The sequence below is a fragment of the Tuberibacillus sp. Marseille-P3662 genome (assembly GCF_900178005.1).
Lineage (GTDB): Bacteria > Bacillota > Bacilli > Bacillales > Sporolactobacillaceae > Marseille-P3662.
In genome coordinates, this window is sequence record NZ_FXBS01000003.1 from 47,498 (window position 1) to 65,057 (window position 17,560).

20 protein-coding genes and 2 pseudogenes are annotated in these 17,560 nt (G+C 39.3%); 10 read left to right on the forward strand and 12 right to left on the reverse strand.

The genetic code is table 11. The features are described 5' to 3' along the window. From B9Y89_RS01660 to B9Y89_RS01670, 3 genes are all read left to right on the forward strand, one after another. Entirely contained in the window at positions 1-207 is a 207-nt protein-coding gene (locus B9Y89_RS01660) for a DUF1657 domain-containing protein (RefSeq protein ID WP_085520967.1), read from the forward strand. 24 nt (positions 208-231) lie between these two features. Next, a complete protein-coding gene (locus B9Y89_RS01665; RefSeq protein ID WP_085520969.1) occupies positions 232-1,092 on the forward strand; it encodes a DUF421 domain-containing protein in 861 nt (286 codons plus the stop codon). A gap of 315 nt (positions 1,093-1,407) precedes the next feature. After that, positions 1,408-1,890, forward strand: coding sequence for a hypothetical protein (locus B9Y89_RS01670; protein WP_085520971.1), 483 nt, complete (start codon positions 1,408-1,410; stop codon positions 1,888-1,890). 397 nt (positions 1,891-2,287) lie between these two features. On the opposite strand, the gene B9Y89_RS01675 is transcribed toward B9Y89_RS01670, so the two are convergent. Then, positions 2,288-2,917 carry a hypothetical protein gene (locus tag B9Y89_RS01675; protein WP_085520973.1) on the reverse strand — a complete coding sequence of 210 codons (630 nt, stop codon included), beginning with the start codon at positions 2,915-2,917 and terminating at the stop codon, positions 2,288-2,290. Between the two features lie 371 nt (positions 2,918-3,288). Then, positions 3,289-4,521, reverse strand: coding sequence for a DNA polymerase IV (locus B9Y89_RS01680; protein ID WP_085520975.1), 1,233 nt, complete (start codon positions 4,519-4,521; stop codon positions 3,289-3,291). Positions 4,522-4,791: 270 nt separating this feature from the next. Between B9Y89_RS01680 and B9Y89_RS01685 the strand changes: the two genes are divergently transcribed. Together B9Y89_RS01685 and B9Y89_RS01690 are read left to right on the forward strand one after the other, a co-directional pair. Beyond that, positions 4,792-5,652, forward strand: coding sequence for an ATP-dependent DNA ligase (locus B9Y89_RS01685; RefSeq protein ID WP_085520976.1), 861 nt, complete (start codon positions 4,792-4,794; stop codon positions 5,650-5,652). A 292-nt stretch (positions 5,653-5,944) separates the two neighbouring features. Beyond that, positions 5,945-6,148 (forward strand): hypothetical protein, encoded by a 204-nt coding sequence (locus B9Y89_RS01690; RefSeq protein ID WP_085520978.1) that lies wholly within the window; start codon positions 5,945-5,947, stop codon positions 6,146-6,148. Positions 6,149-6,569: 421 nt separating this feature from the next. Here the strand turns inward: B9Y89_RS01690 and B9Y89_RS01695 are convergent, their stop codons facing one another. Beyond that, a complete protein-coding gene (locus B9Y89_RS01695) occupies positions 6,570-7,643 on the reverse strand; it encodes a hypothetical protein (protein ID WP_085520980.1) in 1,074 nt (357 codons plus the stop codon). A gap of 579 nt (positions 7,644-8,222) precedes the next feature. Here B9Y89_RS01695 and B9Y89_RS01700 point away from each other — a divergent pair. Continuing rightward, entirely contained in the window at positions 8,223-8,780 is a 558-nt protein-coding gene (locus B9Y89_RS01700) for a recombinase family protein (RefSeq protein WP_085520981.1), read from the forward strand. 411 nt (positions 8,781-9,191) lie between these two features. Here the strand turns inward: B9Y89_RS01700 and B9Y89_RS01705 are convergent, their stop codons facing one another. From B9Y89_RS01705 to B9Y89_RS01720, 4 genes and pseudogenes are all read right to left on the reverse strand, one after another. Continuing rightward, entirely contained in the window at positions 9,192-9,398 is a 207-nt protein-coding gene (locus B9Y89_RS01705) for a hypothetical protein (RefSeq protein WP_085520984.1), read from the reverse strand. A 76-nt stretch (positions 9,399-9,474) separates the two neighbouring features. Beyond that, the gene (locus B9Y89_RS01710) at positions 9,475-9,585 is read right to left on the reverse strand and encodes a YjcZ family sporulation protein (RefSeq protein WP_085520986.1); all 111 of its coding nucleotides are present in this window, start codon (positions 9,583-9,585) and stop codon (positions 9,475-9,477) included. A 365-nt stretch (positions 9,586-9,950) separates the two neighbouring features. Next, positions 9,951-10,070, reverse strand: a pseudogene (locus B9Y89_RS19505) (DUF1259 domain-containing protein); the annotation flags it as partial. A 688-nt stretch (positions 10,071-10,758) separates the two neighbouring features. Further along, complete coding sequence (locus B9Y89_RS01720) at positions 10,759-10,965, reverse strand: hypothetical protein (RefSeq protein WP_085520988.1); 207 nt, start codon at positions 10,963-10,965, stop codon at positions 10,759-10,761. Positions 10,966-11,614: 649 nt separating this feature from the next. On the opposite strand from B9Y89_RS01720, the gene B9Y89_RS19510 reads away from it, so the two are divergent. Beyond that, the gene (locus B9Y89_RS19510; RefSeq protein ID WP_369596709.1) at positions 11,615-11,704 is read left to right on the forward strand and encodes a putative holin-like toxin; all 90 of its coding nucleotides are present in this window, start codon (positions 11,615-11,617) and stop codon (positions 11,702-11,704) included. Positions 11,705-12,474: 770 nt separating this feature from the next. Here B9Y89_RS19510 and B9Y89_RS18895 read toward each other — a convergent pair. Next, positions 12,475-12,618: a hypothetical protein gene (locus B9Y89_RS18895; RefSeq protein ID WP_176222062.1), complete on the reverse strand. Its 144-nt coding sequence runs from the start codon at positions 12,616-12,618 to the stop codon at positions 12,475-12,477. 297 nt (positions 12,619-12,915) lie between these two features. Between B9Y89_RS18895 and B9Y89_RS01730 the strand changes: the two are divergent. Next, positions 12,916-13,002, forward strand: a pseudogene (locus B9Y89_RS01730) (YjcZ family sporulation protein); the annotation flags it as partial. Between the two features lie 148 nt (positions 13,003-13,150). Here the strand turns inward: B9Y89_RS01730 and B9Y89_RS18900 are convergent. From B9Y89_RS18900 to B9Y89_RS19515, 4 genes are all read right to left on the reverse strand, one after another. Further along, positions 13,151-13,579 carry a hypothetical protein gene (locus B9Y89_RS18900; RefSeq protein WP_176222063.1) on the reverse strand — a complete coding sequence of 143 codons (429 nt, stop codon included), beginning with the start codon at positions 13,577-13,579 and terminating at the stop codon, positions 13,151-13,153. Between the two features lie 444 nt (positions 13,580-14,023). Beyond that, positions 14,024-14,170: a hypothetical protein gene (locus B9Y89_RS18905; RefSeq protein ID WP_176222064.1), complete on the reverse strand. Its 147-nt coding sequence runs from the start codon at positions 14,168-14,170 to the stop codon at positions 14,024-14,026. Positions 14,171-14,305: 135 nt separating this feature from the next. Next, complete coding sequence (locus B9Y89_RS01740; RefSeq protein WP_085520994.1) at positions 14,306-14,740, reverse strand: cell wall hydrolase; 435 nt, start codon at positions 14,738-14,740, stop codon at positions 14,306-14,308. A gap of 196 nt (positions 14,741-14,936) precedes the next feature. After that, on the reverse strand, positions 14,937-15,488 hold the full coding sequence (locus B9Y89_RS19515; protein ID WP_085520996.1) for a transposase: 552 nt from the start codon (positions 15,486-15,488) through the stop codon (positions 14,937-14,939). 101 nt (positions 15,489-15,589) lie between these two features. Here B9Y89_RS19515 and B9Y89_RS01750 point away from each other — a divergent pair, with 101 nt between their 5' ends. Together B9Y89_RS01750 and B9Y89_RS01755 are read left to right on the forward strand one after the other, a co-directional pair. Continuing rightward, positions 15,590-16,390 (forward strand): TrmB family transcriptional regulator, encoded by an 801-nt coding sequence (locus B9Y89_RS01750; RefSeq protein WP_085520998.1) that lies wholly within the window; start codon positions 15,590-15,592, stop codon positions 16,388-16,390. A gap of 84 nt (positions 16,391-16,474) precedes the next feature. Then, the gene (locus B9Y89_RS01755; protein ID WP_085521000.1) at positions 16,475-17,527 is read left to right on the forward strand and encodes a ketopantoate reductase family protein; all 1,053 of its coding nucleotides are present in this window, start codon (positions 16,475-16,477) and stop codon (positions 17,525-17,527) included. The last annotated feature ends 33 nt before the right edge of the window (positions 17,528-17,560 follow it).

Here is a 17,560-nt window from a genome sequence, read left to right on the forward strand (position 1 = left end):
ATGACGGTTGCTTCCCAAGTCAAACAAAGCCTTGCCAGTTTAAAAGGGGCAGAAGCTGAACTGTCCAACTTTGCCCTAACAACGCTAGATGAAAAAGAGCGAAAAGCGTATCAAGAGGCAGTTAACGCGACAGAAAAGGTAATAACAGACTTAAAACAACGCGTTGGAGATTTGGAGAAAGAAGAGTTTCAATACAAAGGATTCTAATACGTTGTGAAGGAGGCCAGTCTTATGCCGGAATGGATCAATATACTGTTGCGTTCTCTGTTTATTTTCGTCGTCTTATTTGTGATGACGAAAGGATTAGGAAAGAAACAGTTAACTCATCTGACATTTTTTGAGTATATCACAGGGATTACGATCGGAAGTATTGCGGCCGCCATCTCTATGGACATTGAGTCGAATTTGTTTCATGGTTTGATCAGCATGGTGGTTTGGGCACTCGTTCCGTTGGCTTTCTCGGTGTGGTCATTGAAAAGCAAAAGCTTCCGTGATGTTGTCGAAGGCAAAGGGACTATTTTTATAAAAGATGGTAAAATTTTAGAGGATAATCTAAAAAAGGAAAAGTTCACAACCGATGAGCTGTTGACGCAACTGCGATCCAAAAATATTTTTAAAACAGATGATGTCGAATTTGCGGTTCTTGAACCGACTGGGGAGCTTGATGTTCTTTTGAAAAAAGAAAATCAGCCGTTAACACCTAAGGATATGGATATGTCTGTTCCTGCGATTAAAGAGCCTCAAACGGTTATTATGGACGGTAAAATACAGGATGAGCCTTTATCAACCATTGGTTTGAACCGGGGCTGGCTTCATACAGCCCTAGACAAGCAAGGTGTCGCTCTTGAAAACGTGTTTTTGGGACAGGTCGACTCATCCGGGCAGTTAACGGTCGATCTCTATGACGATAAAATTCAAGTTCCTTCCCCGCAAAAAAAGCCGTTGTTACTGAATACGCTTAAAAAATGTCAGGCTGATTTGGAAACGTTTGCGCTTGAAACAAAATCCGAGCCAGCCAAAGAGATGTACACAAAGAATGCAAAAGAATTGGAAAAAGTTTTGGATAAGGTTACTCATTTATTGAAACAATAGAGGTAACCCATTTGGTTGATGTGTAAAAAGGATTTTTACATATCCAGACGTCCCCTCTTTTCCATTGACCGCTCTTTAAGAGTGGTCTTTTTTAATCTGTTCACCATGACAAGGTCATCCATCGGTGCATCGGCAATCAAGCGGACGTCTTCCCCAAACAATCGCGGTTGTGCGGCTTTGATTGACGTCCTCTATGCGGAAATAAACGTACCAGCCATACGAATGTATCGCTACGATATCACCTACCTGTACCCTCCTCAATGAATGGTTACACTAAACATATTAAAGCTTTATTTAAGGCGAATATCATTTATTTTGATAGGATTGAAACTCCCTTTAAAAGCGAAGGAAAAATTTTTTGAGTTTAGCGGTAAGCCATATCCTAACTCCGTTTTTTCTTATAAAGGTATAAATATAGATATGTTGTTCAATACTACAATCGCCATAAACTCAACAAACCTTTTTGGTGGAGTGGGGCTTGACGGAAATGGCGATGTCCTTGCAAATGGCAATGACCCGGAAGATGTTTTATATACTTTTGCTGCTTTTTTATCGGAGTACGGTTTAACAAAGAAAATATCAAAATCGGCTTATGGGATTATTACCAACGGTCACAGGCTATTGAAATTATTATGGGACATGCAAAGGTATACAAAACGTTCGTTTTTGATATGGTGGTCGCTTTTCAGTAGGAATGGAGTAACCCCTGTTTTGAGGTTTGAAGGCTGGCTGGGTGAATCGCCGCAGGCAGAGGGCAAAGCCCTCCTTCTTTTGTGGTCGTTCTTTTCAGCGTCATGATCTATGGTGTAAGTCGGGTTTTTTGAACGGACGCACAAGGCGGTTCGGCAGGTATAATGGGGAAAAACAAGCCGAATAACCCGTTTTGAGTATGTTCGGCTTGGCAACATGCCAACCCCTTGCATGGAGAAAAGCCTCAAAGGTTAGACCCTCATATTTGCAGTGAGCTTAAAATAGATGGTGGATAATCCATTTCATTGCAAAATTCAATGTGTCGTTTTTCAAAAGGTAACCAATAAAAACCTCAAGGTGGTCATCTTTTATCGGGTTCATTAAAAAGAAAAGGGTATGCGATTGACTGTCAATTATGCCTTCACAATGATGCTATTATTAGCAGTTTGGAAGTCATATGCCAAATGCCATTGCCTTTGTAGGCATAAGGTTAATCTTTTGATCTTTATTTGCTTGTGTGTTCATCGATCCATTGCTTAACGGATTCGGTCATTGTTACCGTATGATCTTTAATGTCTTCCATGATCATTGTGACGACATGACCAAAGGATATAGTTTCATAAGGATTATGCCGATTAATGTATTTAATGATCTCACGCAGCTGTTTCATTCGTCCGGGATCGAGTTCCTTGTTGACATGCATAGCCACCAAACTGTGAAAAACATCGGTGTTTTTTAAAGCCAATTCCAATAACAATCCCGTTGCTGAAGATATTGTTAAATCTAATGCATAGGCCAATCTAGCTAATTGATCATAATCTCTTTGGGTGAAACGCATGGTGATTCGTCTTTTGGTTATACCTTTCTTCGTTTGATACTTTTCATTTACAAGCTCCCCCGTATAAAGGGTTTGATTGTTGGCCCAATAATCACGTCTGAAGTAATCGGACAGGTATTCAAGAACGGGATGAGCATATAGACCCCTTTTGCAAATCGTGACGCTGACATCTTTCATGGGCGTATCTGTGATGTAAGATAGTCGGCTGATTGTTTCGTAAAGCTGAATGGCAATCGTTGGTTTGATGTCTCGTTTTTTATCTGAACGGGTCTTCCTCTTCGCTTCGACACTTATCACTATCCCTCACTTAGCTTTTGGACACTGTCCCTGTGTCCTAGACTTAAGTTAATGCTTATGAGGGAGGACCCTTCATTTATGTATCCTTAGGACAAAGAAATAACTGGATATAAACCCAGTTTTTATTTAAATAACTATTTCTTTCTTGAGGGAATCCCGTATTTTTTACCGACCTCTTGGCAGCGCTTGGCCACTTTTTTAGCTTCACTTTTTGACATATTGACGCCCATATAGACCATCAACTCCTTTACGAGCCAGTCTGGTCAGAGGCCAATGGATTCATACACACCAAATAGGTGGGACAGTCATAAACGCCCCTATTAGCTTTTGGCCAGGTGTTAATGGGTCGTTGTCATATCATCATCCCCCGATTATTTATAATGGCCACCTATTTTAGCCGATCGCTCAAAGGTTTGACCGGCAGCGGTTAGTGAAGCGGCCCTGACAATAGCGGTATGGCCATATTTATGATAAATCGTATCTAGAGCCTGATTAAGCTGATGTTTTTTATTTGTCGCTTCAAAAAGACTTAACTGAATGTTATGACCCTGTTGGAGTTGTGATAAGGTCACACCAAGGCTACGGATGGGTAACCGATCCCAATACAAGTGAAGCAAATGATCAGCTGCATGGTAAATATCTAAGTCAAAGTCAGTCGGGGACGTGAGTTTGATTTGTCGATGAAACCCCGTCGGCCTATCAAAGTCCGCACCCCTTACGCCTACTGACACAGTATGGCCAGCATAGCCCTTAGCTCTTGCTCGCCGTGCCACCTCCTGGCTTAATTCAAGCAACACCACTCGAACGTCACTCAATGTGTCATAATCTCGGGGCAAGGTCATGTTGTGACCAATGGCTTTTTGCCCGTCATGCGTTTGGGTTGTCACAGGCGCAAAGTCACGGCCATTGGCGGTTTGCCATAATACCTGACCGTTGATGCCCCATCGCGATTGAAGCTGTTGTAGGGGGAAGTTCGCTAAATGACCAATCTGACGGATACCCATTCGAATGAAATGACGTTCCATGCGGTGACCAACCCCAAAAAGTTTCCCAATCGGCAGTGGCCAAAGTTTCTCTTGCATGTTGGATGCATCAAGCTGAAAAATACCATTTCGATTCTTTTTGGCGAAATGATCGCAGGCCATTTTAGCCATAACCTTATTTGGACCCATGCCAACCCGAGCATAGACCCCTGTCACAGACATAATCCGTTTCTGAATCTTCGTCGCGATCTCAAAAGGGTTACCAAAAAGCCTTTGGCTGCCTGTCACATCTAAAAATTGCTCATCAATGGAGAAGGGTTCGACCAGATCCGTAAATTGCTCACAGATCTTTGTGATTTGTAACGACATATCAATGTATCGTTGCATTCTTGGACGCCTCACGACAGCTTGGGGGCATTTTTGTTGGGCTTTCCATAGGGGTTCGGCTGTTTCAACACCGAACTCTTTAGCTATAGGACAAGCAGCTAGAATAATGCCGCTTCGTCTCTCTGGATCACCGGATACAATAACGGGCTGGTTTTGTAATGTCGGATCATCAGCCTTTTCAACGGAAGCATAAAACGACTGCATATCAACAAGGAAAATCACGCTGTCTTTCATCATGAACCTTCTTTCAATAGAAACATGTGTTCTATTGATCATTATAGACGAATACACATTCGATTTATACATAAAAATAAAACTTCTCATTAATTGGCGTGAATTAGTCTTAAATGGCGCATTTATTTGAGGGCTATTTGTCGTGCCAAGTAAGGCGGAAAGTTTGGCTTATATCAATCATATGGATTGGAATAATACCTTAAAACACCAAGAGCGTTGGGCTAACAAGATGGCTTCAATCTTTGCTAAACTTAGCCTAGGTGAGACATCATGTTTATAGCACCGATGCTACTTGAAACAAGCAAGCACGCATTTGATCATGCCGATTATATATTTGAACCTAAATTTGATGGCTTCCGAGCCATTCTAAGCGTTAAACAGGGTATGACGACCATTTATACCCGACATCAAACCGTTGTGACTGAACGCTTTTCCGAACTTTTAAATGGATCGATAAGTGATGATGTCATTCTTGATGGCGAAATCGTTTGTTATGATCCAGAAACGCGAAATGTTGATTTTGAGCTTGTCATGAATCGTTTCTCTACGAAACATCCGGAAAAGGTTAAACATAAAAGCCGATCCTTACCATGCTCATTCATGGCTTTTGATGTTTTGTATTATCAAGGGAAGGATTTGCGAAGATTACCATTAAGCGAGCGAAAAACGGTGCTTGACAATGTTCTGGAAGATCACGACTTCATTCATCAAACACCTTATGTTGTAGGAGAAGGGAAAAAGCTTTTCAAAACGATCCAAACGGCCAACATGGAAGGGATATGTGCTAAGCTATTTAATAGTCCTTACCAGTCTCGTCGAAGTCCGAATTGGCGTAAGATCATCAACTGGAAGCATACCGAGATATATCTTACCGGTTACCTTAAAACACCGGCATTTGGATGGCTTGCAGCCATCAAGACTAATAACAGGCTTAAGCCTGTTGGCATTATCGAACATGGTCCGTCAAGAACGGAACGTCAGTCTTTCTATCAAGCAGCCGAACCCCTTGTCACAGATGAAGATAGCAAAACCGTACACCTCAAACCGGCCATCCGTGCCAAAGTCAAATTCCGAAATTGGACAAGGAAAAGTATGCTACGGTCACCGGTGTTTGAAGAATTTATTTTATAATCCTGCTGCATTTTGTGGCAGGGTTTTCTTTAACCCATTTTTTGAGCAAATTAAAAGCGTCAATTTTGCAATGAAATATGTTTTAAGGTACTACCCATCGTCTCAATGCAAAATTGGACGCCTATTAAAAGACACGTTATTCGACAAATGCGCCCGTTTGTTTAAGTATATTTGTTCACAAACTTAAAGGTTTTAAGACCTGCCTCTTTTCTTTCTCTCAGTTATTTTTTAGAGTATAAGTTTAAATGCCTTTACAAATAATACCCCTATAACAAATTAGGGGGTTAATAAAATGGCAGAAGCACCCACAAGTAATAATGCTATGAGCACAAGTAATAATGGAATGAGTACATCTAATAAGATAAACCTTTCAGGTCTTGGTATTGGAGCAATTGTACTAACCACTGTTTATACGGCGGTTTTGGCTTCGCAGTTAATGGCTACCAAGCATAAAGTCAATTACCTTTATTACAAAGAATTAACACAAAATAAATAGCGAATTATAGACGGTGCTTTTTTCACCGTCTTTTATTTAAATAAAACAGAATCTGAACTAACCTGCCCGTTACTTTAAGTACATTTCTTCACAATCACCATTTATCCTAACATAAAAAATCCATTTGCTTTACGAGCGTTGCTAAACAATCTGGCCCGTTAACGGAAGATCCATGGCCGGTTTTATGATGGAACTTTATTTCCATCCATAGGAAACCATGAAGGTTTAAAAGGTTGCCTTAAGGCAACTAAATTACATTTGCATTCTAAGAATCATAATGTCTTTCCCATATGATTTTATAACTTCGTAAAACAAAAAATAAACGGAATATAAATCCATTTTGATGAAAATAGAGTCGTTTACTTTTAACGTCTTTAAGCCGCACTTTGCTGTTGAGAAATGCGGCCTTTTTTAAATTTAATTATTTAGTAAGATTTCTTGTGAATACCCAACCGGTTAATTCTGACCCAGATTCATTTGTATACTTTATAAAAGACCAATTTCTTTTTTTGTGAAGAATTATAACCGGTTTGTTCATATCTAAAGAATCAATCTTTCCACTTTTTATTTTGGAAGAAAGAAACACCGGTGTCTCCCTAGAAGTAACTCGAACCTGAGTAAGCATTTTTTCCGGTATTTCATATTCGTGTACCAAATTGATCTTAATAACTTTTGCATTTTGTTTGGGTTTCACCTCAGATAACTGTACCTCATGTAAAACTTGATTCTTCATTACCTCATCAACGGCTGGTTGCAGAACAAACATATAAAGTGAAAAAAAGATGCTTAGAATAAGATATATAAAAGGCTGCTTCTCCGCTAAGGTTTTCCGGGATTCTAAAATATAGGTAGCCCACGAGTTTAATTTGGACCAAATACCGACAGGGTTATCATTTAATTCTTGATTTAATTCTCCATTTAATTTCTCTATATTCTGCTTAGAATCGGACTGAATGCTTTGATCGTAATCAGCCACATAAAGGTTCGAAATTTGATTGATATTTTCCAAAAAATCATCTGGAATCCCTAAATTAACAGATTGTATAAGTTTTGATGCTTCTTGTAAATCTTTAGATTTTAATCCTATATTTGAGAGATTATTTATACGTTTTTGTAACTTTGCTATTGAACCTGTCGCGACAAGAGAATTTATTCTCTTTCCGATTAATGCTGCGTCTTGAAAAGCTTTTGACTGTAGCCCTATCTTTTGAAAATCATCCATACGTTTCTGTAACTTCACTATTGAACTTGTTGCAGCGAAAGGATTTATTCTCTTTCCGATTAATGCTGCGTCTTGAAAAGCTTTTGACTGTAACCCCATCTTTTGAAAATCATCCATACGTTTCTGTAACTTCGCTATTGAACTTGTTGCAGCGAAAGGATTTATTCTCTTTCCGATTAATGTTGCGTCTTGAAAAGCTTTTGACTGTAACCCTATCTTTGGCAAATTATCTATACTAATCCTCATTTCCACAGGGTATTTATCATCCCCCATAATTTATCTTTCCCCTCCAATGAGTGGCGCCACACAACTTATTATATCACAGTGATTCTTTAGTAAAATATATTCTGTAACGAATGTTCCCATGTTTGCAGTTAGTGACCCATACCCCATGAAAATAAATCTAATTGCAATTTTGAGCGCTTATATAATGGAATAAAAAATATACCGGCTTTTGAAAAAGCCTCACCAAAACTTTCTGTAGGATCAATCGCCGCCGGGCTTATCGCTCGCCGTTAGGCGAAACGGAAAGGGAATAAATGGTTTTCCCTTCCCGTTCATGACACCAGCGTTTGGGTTGGTGCATCGTGTCAACTCCTTATCCTCCCTTCGGTCCGGTACCGTTTGGTGATAAGAACACGCAAATATGGCCCTTTTGCTTAAAGTCATAATATATCAATAACGTTCGTTTTTGAAACACCGGGTACAATATAATAATCTGAAAATTTTTTAGCGATATATCAGCATCCTGATCGTTTAAAAAGTCATCTCAAAATCTAAATTTCAATATATCTTTCAGTTAACATTTTTGATAACATAGAATGAGAGATTTCGAACAGGAGTTGGCATTTTATGTTATTTGGGTATGCGAGGGTCAGTACCAATGATCAAAATTTACATATGCAATTTGATACTTTAAAACATTATGGTGTTAAAGAAGAAAATGTCTTTGCAGAGAAAATTACTGGGACAAAAAAAGACCGACCTAAATTTAATGAAATGTTAAAATATCTCCGTGAAGGAGATACCGTCGTCGTTTATAAATTAGATAGGATTGGTCGCAGTACAAAACACCTTGTCGATTTGATTAATGACTTTCAAGAAAAAGGCATTAACTTTGTTTCGCTTAATGAAAACATCGATACAACAACGGCCATGGGGAAATTGGTCTTTACGATTTTTAGTGGTTTAGCCCAATTTGAGCGTGACATTATTTCGGAACGAACGAAATCAGGCTTAGAAAGTGCCAGAGCTAGAGGACGGCAAGGCGGCCGACCTAAAAAAGACCCATCTAAATTAGATATGGCCTTTAGGATGTATGATAGTAAGGCATACAGTATTAAAGAGATATTGGATGCTACTAATATTAGTCGTGCTACCTTTTATCGTTATTTAAGTCAAAGAGAATAAACATTTTATAATAGTTGTAGAACGTCGCTATAGTACCCAGTGGCCCCATATTATTGCTGTATTTTTTTGCGATTCATTACTACCGTTGAATGCCGGTCAAGGGCTTGTGTGGCTCAATCGGTTGATGTTGGCACCGGAAGAAATCGAAGAGGTAGATCTTTTTGGATAAATTTAATACAATGGAATGGCATCATGAAATACCTAGGCACCTTTTATCCCCTTGTCCCCTTTTTGGGGACATTTTTTACCTTTAATACACTATATGTCTATCAATATTCCATCGCAAATATTTATTAAGAAAATGGGGATTGACAAATTAAATTTTGTGGTCTGCCGTCTATGTGCTGTCATTCGCACAAAAGGTTGAGTACCCTATTGGCACCCAACCTTTTTCGAGATGCTTGTCTATATTTAGAAAAAGAATAATGATGTTAACAATACTAGAGAGGTAATAGCAAAGAATGGGAAAAAGAACCCTGATCCCTCTGTAGCAAGATAAACACCTTGCGGTGTCACGTCCTTGAGAACGCCACGATAACAGTGGCCATAACAATCGACGATCTCAACGGGTTTGCCGTAATAGTCACAAGCTTTATGATACATATAATCAGCCGACATAGGTCTTCTTCTCCTTTCAAATCATGAGTGAAGGGGCAAAAGACGAGGGGGGCGTCCTTTGCCTTAATCCTATTGTTTAATACACATAACTTGTGCCTACAATAATGAGAAGAATAAACAAGACAACAATAAGCGCAAATCCAGCGCCCTTTCCGTATCCACCATATCCATATCCGTAGTCAGACATATATAGCCTCCTCTCTTCGGTGATATCCAAACCATTTTGATATAAGAGGCTTGCAGCGCCTCTTTCAATCTTATAATTCATCGGGCTTTTAAAAACCATTTAATGGTACGTTATTGTTAAGCCTGATTCTACAGTCCTATCCTATGCTAAAAAAGTGGTTATCGTATGGACGAATGACAAAGGATTTAAGCACAATGATGTCGACATTGTATAACGCTAAACCAAGGGATCATTTTTAGAGATGGGGGATTGTTAAATACATAGGGTAACGCAATAGGCAGTGTGCAGTCTCCTGCTCGTTGTTATTAATAATCATCGTGATGTTTGTCCAAAACTTCCAATGCCTCACTAACCTTTTTCGCAAATTAAATGGGGTTTTCAATCAATAACCAATGATTATAAATCGCTGTTACAAGAATATCCCGTTTTTTCAATTCGGTGAGTAAAGGATTGACTTCTTCTTGCTGTAGTACCGTTTCACCAAAATTGAAGGCCCAGCCTTTTCAATCAAGATTTTCAGAACTGGGAAATTTACGGTAGTGAAAGTGGAAACTTGGTTCTTAAAATTGAATCTACGAAAGTTGGGCAAAACAAACCTCATCATTTGTTAAACTTCCGTCTGAATCTAATATACGGGCAAATTGACGACAAACGTCTTTTAATGAATGCCAATCCACATCGATCTTAATCTTCTTCTCATATCAATATTTGTTTCGTTCTAGCGTATGTTATAAAAGGAAGGTCCGTATGGACGAGTGTTAAGCGATAGAAGCGGATTTTCCATAGGTGATATCAAAACGCATATCTAGGGGTAGGCATAGAACTAGCAAAGATTTCATCAGGGGCCAAGCAGCTTACTTTAAATGGAAATATATCGGGCCATACCTAGGCTATTTCCATAAGATTTATTGACTCTAATCAACTGTATTTCCTAACAGGGTTAGAGTCTTTGTTGTTTCGTTTTATTGCTATTTTCAAGCAGCTTCGTATTGATTGTGCATATATTTCTCGTAGAAAGAACAAGATATCAACTGTCCCCTGCTTTTTGGCAGGTCTTCCTTTATTCTCCGTAAAAGCAGGGTTTTCCCTGCTTTTTTAAATCAAATGGTTGTTTCGACCCCCATGACCACTACCTATGAATCATAAGGACAACAATACCATCAAATAAGCTTTTTATGACAGTCCTTGGTCATCGCCATGTTCACTCAAGGAATCAATCCCTGGCTCTTCGTACAACGTTTGTTCCCATTCTTTCAAGCAAAATAATGCTACCTGGTATTCAGCACTGGTAACGGCTTTAGTATGGTTATCATAGTGAATCAAATACCTTAACCCTGAGGACGACGCATGAACACTGACACCTCTAATCAATGGTTTCATTGCTTCAACTCCTATGGTTGTATTTATAAGGTAAGAAATACTGTATCTTGGTTCTCGAGCCTTCGATAAAAACTTTTGACTACGGTGTAGGCGTAACAAAGGATAAAATAAATAAGATGAGAACGCTTGGAAGGATGAGGTGTTCCATTTATGTCTTAATATTATGACAAAACGGAGAATTGATCAAATATAAGCGTATGAAGACAACTTATCGTGTTCTCCACACGCTTCAGCCCTTTGGGCAATGGGAAGAAAGGTAGTGCTAACCTTTTCAAACATGAAAAAACCATGGGTATACAATACATATCTATGCGATTCGAGTTATTTAGGTGTAAGCCCAATAAAGGCCCCATAAGGACCTCTTTGTCATTTAAAATATAACCAAACATCAGTTTTCGATTCGTCAATGATGATTGTCAGTCTTTAACCCTTGCTCTCTCTTTGTGATACATTTAATGAAAAGGCAAATGCCTAACAGATGTTTTCTGTTAAGCATTATGTAGCGATGCAGGCAAATTAACATAAACTAGTCCTATGTACTCATTAAATTTTACTTATTTTTCCGATAATTCATTTACTTATGAACATGTTATGATATAATAAAACCGCTAGGCTACTATACAGAATGAGTCATCCCCTTTGAAAGGAGATGATTGATGTGGCTCCGTTCGAAGTGCTGAAACTGATGATTAGCTTTGGGCTTCTGGTTGCTACAATCATGCACGGACGGAAACGCTAAAACGTTTGAACTCATTCTGTATGGACCAGGGTGCCCTCACACCTTGGTTTTTTTTCGTTATCCTCTTTATTATACCGTGGTATTATTCTGACATCAATATTGAAATTGAAAGGGGTATCACCTCAATTAGTGACAAAACGCCTCCAACGAACATTTTTTTCTTTTTGGTAACAATCTAACGCATATTGTAAAATGATTTAATAGCCACTGTTATATCCTTATTTTCCCTTGTCTGCGAATAGAAAAACGCAACAAATTGGAGCCATACGCCAACATAAGTGTCCTAAAACTAGCCTAGCCTTTATTTGAATCTTTTGTTCGCTTTCCACAAAATAACCCCGCACCCATTAAGGGTACGGGGCTGATGCTATACAAGGACGAACTCCTATTTTTGGTCAGGTCCTTATAAAAGCCGATGCATCCTATTTTACGAGGCCATAGAATGAACTATACCTTTAAAAGGAGTGCATAGCCTTATGTCATACAAGAAAAAGCCGGATTTTGACTTTGATCGTGATCAACGTAGAAACAACAATCCATCGTTAAAAACAGTGGCAACTCTCATGTCTATGTTGAAGCCGAAGCCAAATCAAAGGCTTTTGCTGAGGCATTTGCCAAAGCCATTGAAAAGCAACAAGATGATGATGACTTTGACTTTTTTGATGACTAATTAAAGGTCATCCAACTTAAACGACTCCCTGTGATATATTATCCTCCTCGGATGGGGGATAATATATCATATGACATATAACCTGATGTGGTACCCGTTCTCAGATCAATAGCTGAATCTCTTCTTGGTTTACTAGCTTATGTTTGTCGTCGTCCCAATCTTGATGCCCAATCAGTAACCACCCATTGCCATAATGCCATTGAATGTCATAAAAATCCCCTTGATACATAACAGTCTTTGCCATGCTTTAACCTCCATTAAAATCAAACACCTTAACATAGGTGTCGATGTATTGAATAGAAAAAATGGTTCTAGTATGGTAGGGCCCAATGTCTCTAGCTCTTCTTCGATCTCGGTCAAAACGTCAGGATAAGGATCAATCGCGTTGTGTTTTTGACTTAGCTTGAGGAGCATGGGACAGGCCCTATTTTGCCTTGTTGGATCCATGAACACCTATTTTCGTTAGGGATAAGTTCATATCTTTTCGTTAGCCAATCCATTCGAATACATTGTATTAACGATGTTTGAAAGGAGTGATGACATGAGTGGTTACGGAAGCGGATTCGCGTTAGTTGTCGTATTGTTTATTTTGCTGATCATCGTCGGAACGAGCTATGTCGGTGGCTACGGCTACGGTGGTTATGGCTATGGTGGCTATGGTTACTAAATAAGGTCCTATCAAGCGTTCATGACTGTCCCCTAGCGATCATCTAGGCCCTTCATACGAAAAGGAAGGGGCCCTCCCCTTCCTTAAATAACACATCGGATTGTCAATACTAACCCCAATCGTAACCATTGTAGCCATAACCACCATCATAATAGGGGTAAAGCCAGAAAAAAGGATATCTGAAGAAATCATAGGGAAAACGGCGTGGCCGATATCGACGATATCTTCTTCTATAGCCATAACCATTATAGCCGTATCCATCATACCCATATTGTCTGTTCATCTGTTCCGGATCCAATGCTTGGGGAACGAGCATGTTCACGCCTTCTTCGTCCATACCTGTCATAATCCCATCAAATTGGGACCCGTCTCTCATGTGTGCAATGACGTGATAATGCATCCACTGCTGACACAGAGATTTTATATCACCCATAGGCTGATTAACGTTATGTCCTTGATAAGGATGCATGGGCATTTGATTCGGCATTGGTATATTAGGCATCGGCATATGATCTTGCATTGGCATATTGTTTTCCATGATATATGCCTCCTTTCGCCATTAAGATACGTCCTCTATTTGGCATATGGGTATTTTTGCCCAACGCCCCGAAAAGGTTGATATCGGAATATTATGTATTTTAATAAAGCCTGTCACAATGCCTTCAGGTGCTTTGAAGTACTTCAAAATGATTTAAGTTGTACTTTTGAAACGCAAAAATGACGATTAATAGGTTCTTTCAAAAAGCATACCTTTTGAAAAACTCGATTGTAATTCAGGCTATTTTGATCTCCATCATTCCGAGAGAAAACGTGCAAACACCGCATCTTTACAGCATTCTTCGGGCATAGATATTAATCAGATTATTCTGAAATACACCTTTTCGAGGGGACGGGCAAAAACACCCCATATGTTCACCATCCATTGTATTTTGGGCCCATCAATCATTATCCGACTTCCCTAAGACACCGATGTCACAAAATATTATGTATGGACAAACGTCATTAACTGAATGGGTTGCTGTTTTAAGCGATTGGCACACGTGTGACAAACAACGATGTCATCGATTTTGGCATAAGCGACAATCTCATGATGATCAAAATCCCGAGAACAGGCCTCACATTGTCCCATATGAGTCTATTCCCGGGCAAATAACGATGCCTAACCTGTCCCGATTAAAAAGGAGCACGCTCTTATTCGATTAGCGCGCCCGTTAGTTTAAGTAAAATATTTCATAAGCTTGTTTTCGTGGATAAATAAAATAACTCAATAAACACTGGGACATGTTCCAGCTGCTGGTTCATAATAACAATGATTTTTATAACGACCAGTTAAAGGTTCACCGTACCATGTTGGAGGACATGGACCATATGGATTGAAATACCAAAGAGCGTATTTCGCTGGGTGTTGCCTCCAATACTTCAAATTCTTTCTTGCTAATCTTTTTTCAACCTCTCTCGCTCTTCGATAAAATAAACTACCTTTTTGGACAGCTTCAAATGAATAATTTCCTCCTTGTACTTGATAAATGACTTCTTGTATTGTTCTTACATCTGTAAAGTCTAAACAGTCCGCTACACCACGATTAACAACTACATTTCCGACAAACAACATTCCTAGCTTTCCTTCACCTACGGCTTCCGCTCTCATCAACCTTGCCATTAAGTCAACGTCTGAACTTTTGTATTTTATTCTTGGCATTTTTTCACCCCCAAAATATCGTATGAAAAAAAGCCCACTTTTGATTTCAATATTCATATCTAAGCATACTTAATCATTATCTTGAGGGAGAGATCGCTCTTAATGTGTATATGGCAGAATAAAAGTGGCTCTCCCTCAGTTTTGGTGAAACGATGTAACCTAGGTTTTATTCGGGTTAATATGTTTTTTTAAAAGGTTACACTCCTTGATATAGAACACGTTTTTCAATCAGGTCAAAGTTGGCCCTGCCATACATTATCCGCTTGATTGCTTTAAGCCGGTTTATTTGGCCTTCCAGGACGCCATTGTTCCATTCATATTTCAACGCATTGTGAATCGCCTCATAATCAGCTCGGATTCGTTTTGCGAAACGTCTCATTTCTCTAAAAGAGCTTTGCTCCGCATGGGACAACCAGGTTGGGAGATAGTGAAAAAGTCTGTGTCGTATCATTGCCTGAAACGTTTGTACATGCTCATATAATTGTTGAAGGTCTGGGTATTGGTGACACAACCTATCCAAAAATATCCATTTACTTCGTTTCTTAAGGTCTAAGTATGACTGCCATAACCATCGGTGCAGCTTCTTTCTCGTAAGATAAAGTTTGTTGACATGCCCTTTCCGTTTTTGTTTTCGGATATCAGCTATATAGTGGGATACAAGGGAAAAAGACCCCTGATATCCCCTAGAGACAAGTTCCTCATAGATTTCTTTTGCTGTCACGCCTGGCTTGACAGCATCTTTAATCATTGAACGATATGGATCCAGTATACTTGACACGTAACTACCTAGGTAGTAGAATCTACACAAAGATATTACTACTTAGGTAGTATAGATGTGGAGCGTAAAATATGGAAGAAGTTATTGATACGTTAAGAGAACTTGGACTTTCGAGGTATGAAGCTAAGATATATATCGCTCTATTGAGCAATCAACCATCAAATGGAAACAACATCGCAAAAGTATCAGGTGTGCCGACTCCAAAGGTCTACGAAGCTTTGCAGAAAATGAAGGAAAAGGAATTAGTGTTTACTGTATCCGGTGGGACTAACGGCAATCAGGTACGCTACAGTCCTCTTCCATACAAAGAATTACTGGAAACAAAAAAGAATAAGTTTTTGAATCATCTGGAATTTCTTGATCAGTCCCTGAATAATGTTTCTTCCCGGAGTGATGTAGAATGGTCTGAACTATTTATGATAAAGGGTTATTCGTCTTCAATGGAAGTTGTTCAGACAGCCATTGAGGAATGTGATACGCAAATTATACTCAGCTGCTGGAAACGTGAGTTCGATGTTTTGAAGGAATATCTTCTGAAAGCACATAGCCGGGGTGTCGTTGTCGTGACACTAATTTTTGATGATAAACAAGTTGACGTTCCCTGGAAAAATTTCACGCATTACAAGGAAGAATTGGCTGTTGGAAGGCACAGGGGTGAATTGTCAATTGTAGTGGATAATAATAAGGCCATTGTGCTTCAGTCACTTGAGAATTCTCCTCATTCTGTGGTCTCGAGTCATCCGGTGATGGTAACGACGACACGAAATTACATAAGGCATGATATTTATGTTAATCGAATGATTTATGATTTTGAGGATTCAGTCATAGAATACTATGGTCGTAGCTTGGAAAATTTAATCAGCGGTTTCTAGTAGACCTGTGGTGGTGTGAGTTAACGCATTTTTTGAAAGCGTTTTACAAAAAGAAAGTCATAACAGAAAGTGAGGAGGAGTACTGTGAGAATCGCAATATTAGGTGCAGGCTCTTTAGGAACAATTATTGGTGCGATGATATCAAAAGTGGGTTACAGTGTTGACCTGGTTGATGTCAATCAGGCAAACGTGGATGAATTAAATCAGAATGGAGCAACGGTTACAGGCTTTCTAGATACGAACATCCCAGTTACGGCAAAGCATCCAAATGACTTAGATGAAACTTATGATGTTGTTTTTCTGCTGACAAAACAAGTGTTTACCGAAAATGCTTTGTCCTCAATGCTCCCATTTCTCCATGAAGAAAGTGCCGTTTGTACGCTTCAGAATGGGGTTCCGGAAGAATATGTTGCAGCCATTGTCGGAGAATACAGAACGGTTGGTGGAGCTGTAGGGTTCGGGGCTACATGGCATGGTCCTGGCGTTTCAGAACTGACGACCGAACTTGAAACCATGCGGAAGTATGCCTTTGATGTCGGCGAGCTGAATGGGGAACAAACGAGTCGCATCAACAAGATTAAAAAAATACTTGATAGTGTCGGCAATTGCGAAATCTCGACAAACATACAGGAGGTTAAGTGGACGAAATTGTTGATGAATACAACATTCAGCGGTATGTCTGCTGCTCTTGGATGCACCTTTGGCGATGTCTTAAATAATTCAGACGCGATGATATGTTTAGCAAACATTGCTGATGAAACTATTAAAGTTGCTCATTCACATCACCTCCGCTTAGTCACAATGCAGGGGAAGGATTTTGAGTTCTTAGAGTTAGGGAGTCAAAACGATATCCCTGAAAAACTGGCATTCTATCATGAAGTCTGGGATCCTCATGCAAACTTGAAAGCAAGTATGTTACAGGATCTGGAAAATAAAAAGCCAACCGAAATTAACTATATAAACGGTCATGTTGTGAAAAAAGGAAAAGAGTCTGGAACACCAACCTCGTTTAATGAACTTGTTTGTCGGCTTGTTCAGGATGCAGAAGAAAAGAAAAATGTGCCTGATTTCAACACGAACATTGCTGAATTCCGGAAGCTTTCCAGGTCAATGAAAACCTATTCAGCTGAAACCTGATAATTCAACTATATTACAAAAGGTGGTGTTAAA

Excerpts from the sequence above, each read along its gene's own strand:
- B9Y89_RS19510 (WP_369596709.1), top strand. The coding sequence starts at position 11,615 with ATGATTGATGTGGCTCCGTTCGAAGTGCTGAAACTGATGATTAGCTTT.
- B9Y89_RS01695 (WP_085520980.1), bottom strand. The coding sequence starts at position 7,643 with ATGGGGGATGATAAATACCCTGTGGAAATGAGGATTAGTATAGATAAT.
- B9Y89_RS01720 (WP_085520988.1), bottom strand. The coding sequence starts at position 10,965 with ATGAAACCATTGATTAGAGGTGTCAGTGTTCATGCGTCGTCCTCAGGG.
- B9Y89_RS01685 (WP_085520976.1), top strand. The coding sequence starts at position 4,792 with ATGTTTATAGCACCGATGCTACTTGAAACAAGCAAGCACGCATTTGAT.
- B9Y89_RS01750 (WP_085520998.1), top strand. The coding sequence starts at position 15,590 with ATGGAAGAAGTTATTGATACGTTAAGAGAACTTGGACTTTCGAGGTAT.
- B9Y89_RS19515 (WP_085520996.1), bottom strand. The coding sequence starts at position 15,488 with ATGATTAAAGATGCTGTCAAGCCAGGCGTGACAGCAAAAGAAATCTAT.
- B9Y89_RS01660 (WP_085520967.1), top strand. The coding sequence starts at position 1 with ATGACGGTTGCTTCCCAAGTCAAACAAAGCCTTGCCAGTTTAAAAGGG.
- B9Y89_RS01680 (WP_085520975.1), bottom strand. The coding sequence starts at position 4,521 with ATGAAAGACAGCGTGATTTTCCTTGTTGATATGCAGTCGTTTTATGCT.
- B9Y89_RS18905 (WP_176222064.1), bottom strand. The coding sequence starts at position 14,170 with ATGGGACAATGTGAGGCCTGTTCTCGGGATTTTGATCATCATGAGATT.
- B9Y89_RS01700 (WP_085520981.1), top strand. The coding sequence starts at position 8,223 with ATGTTATTTGGGTATGCGAGGGTCAGTACCAATGATCAAAATTTACAT.
- B9Y89_RS01740 (WP_085520994.1), bottom strand. The coding sequence starts at position 14,740 with ATGCCAAGAATAAAATACAAAAGTTCAGACGTTGACTTAATGGCAAGG.
- B9Y89_RS01665 (WP_085520969.1), top strand. The coding sequence starts at position 232 with ATGCCGGAATGGATCAATATACTGTTGCGTTCTCTGTTTATTTTCGTC.
- B9Y89_RS01710 (WP_085520986.1), bottom strand. The coding sequence starts at position 9,585 with ATGTCTGACTACGGATATGGATATGGTGGATACGGAAAGGGCGCTGGA.
- B9Y89_RS18900 (WP_176222063.1), bottom strand. The coding sequence starts at position 13,579 with ATGGAAAACAATATGCCAATGCAAGATCATATGCCGATGCCTAATATA.
- B9Y89_RS01690 (WP_085520978.1), top strand. The coding sequence starts at position 5,945 with ATGGCAGAAGCACCCACAAGTAATAATGCTATGAGCACAAGTAATAAT.
- B9Y89_RS01705 (WP_085520984.1), bottom strand. The coding sequence starts at position 9,398 with ATGTCGGCTGATTATATGTATCATAAAGCTTGTGACTATTACGGCAAA.
- B9Y89_RS18895 (WP_176222062.1), bottom strand. The coding sequence starts at position 12,618 with ATGGCAAAGACTGTTATGTATCAAGGGGATTTTTATGACATTCAATGG.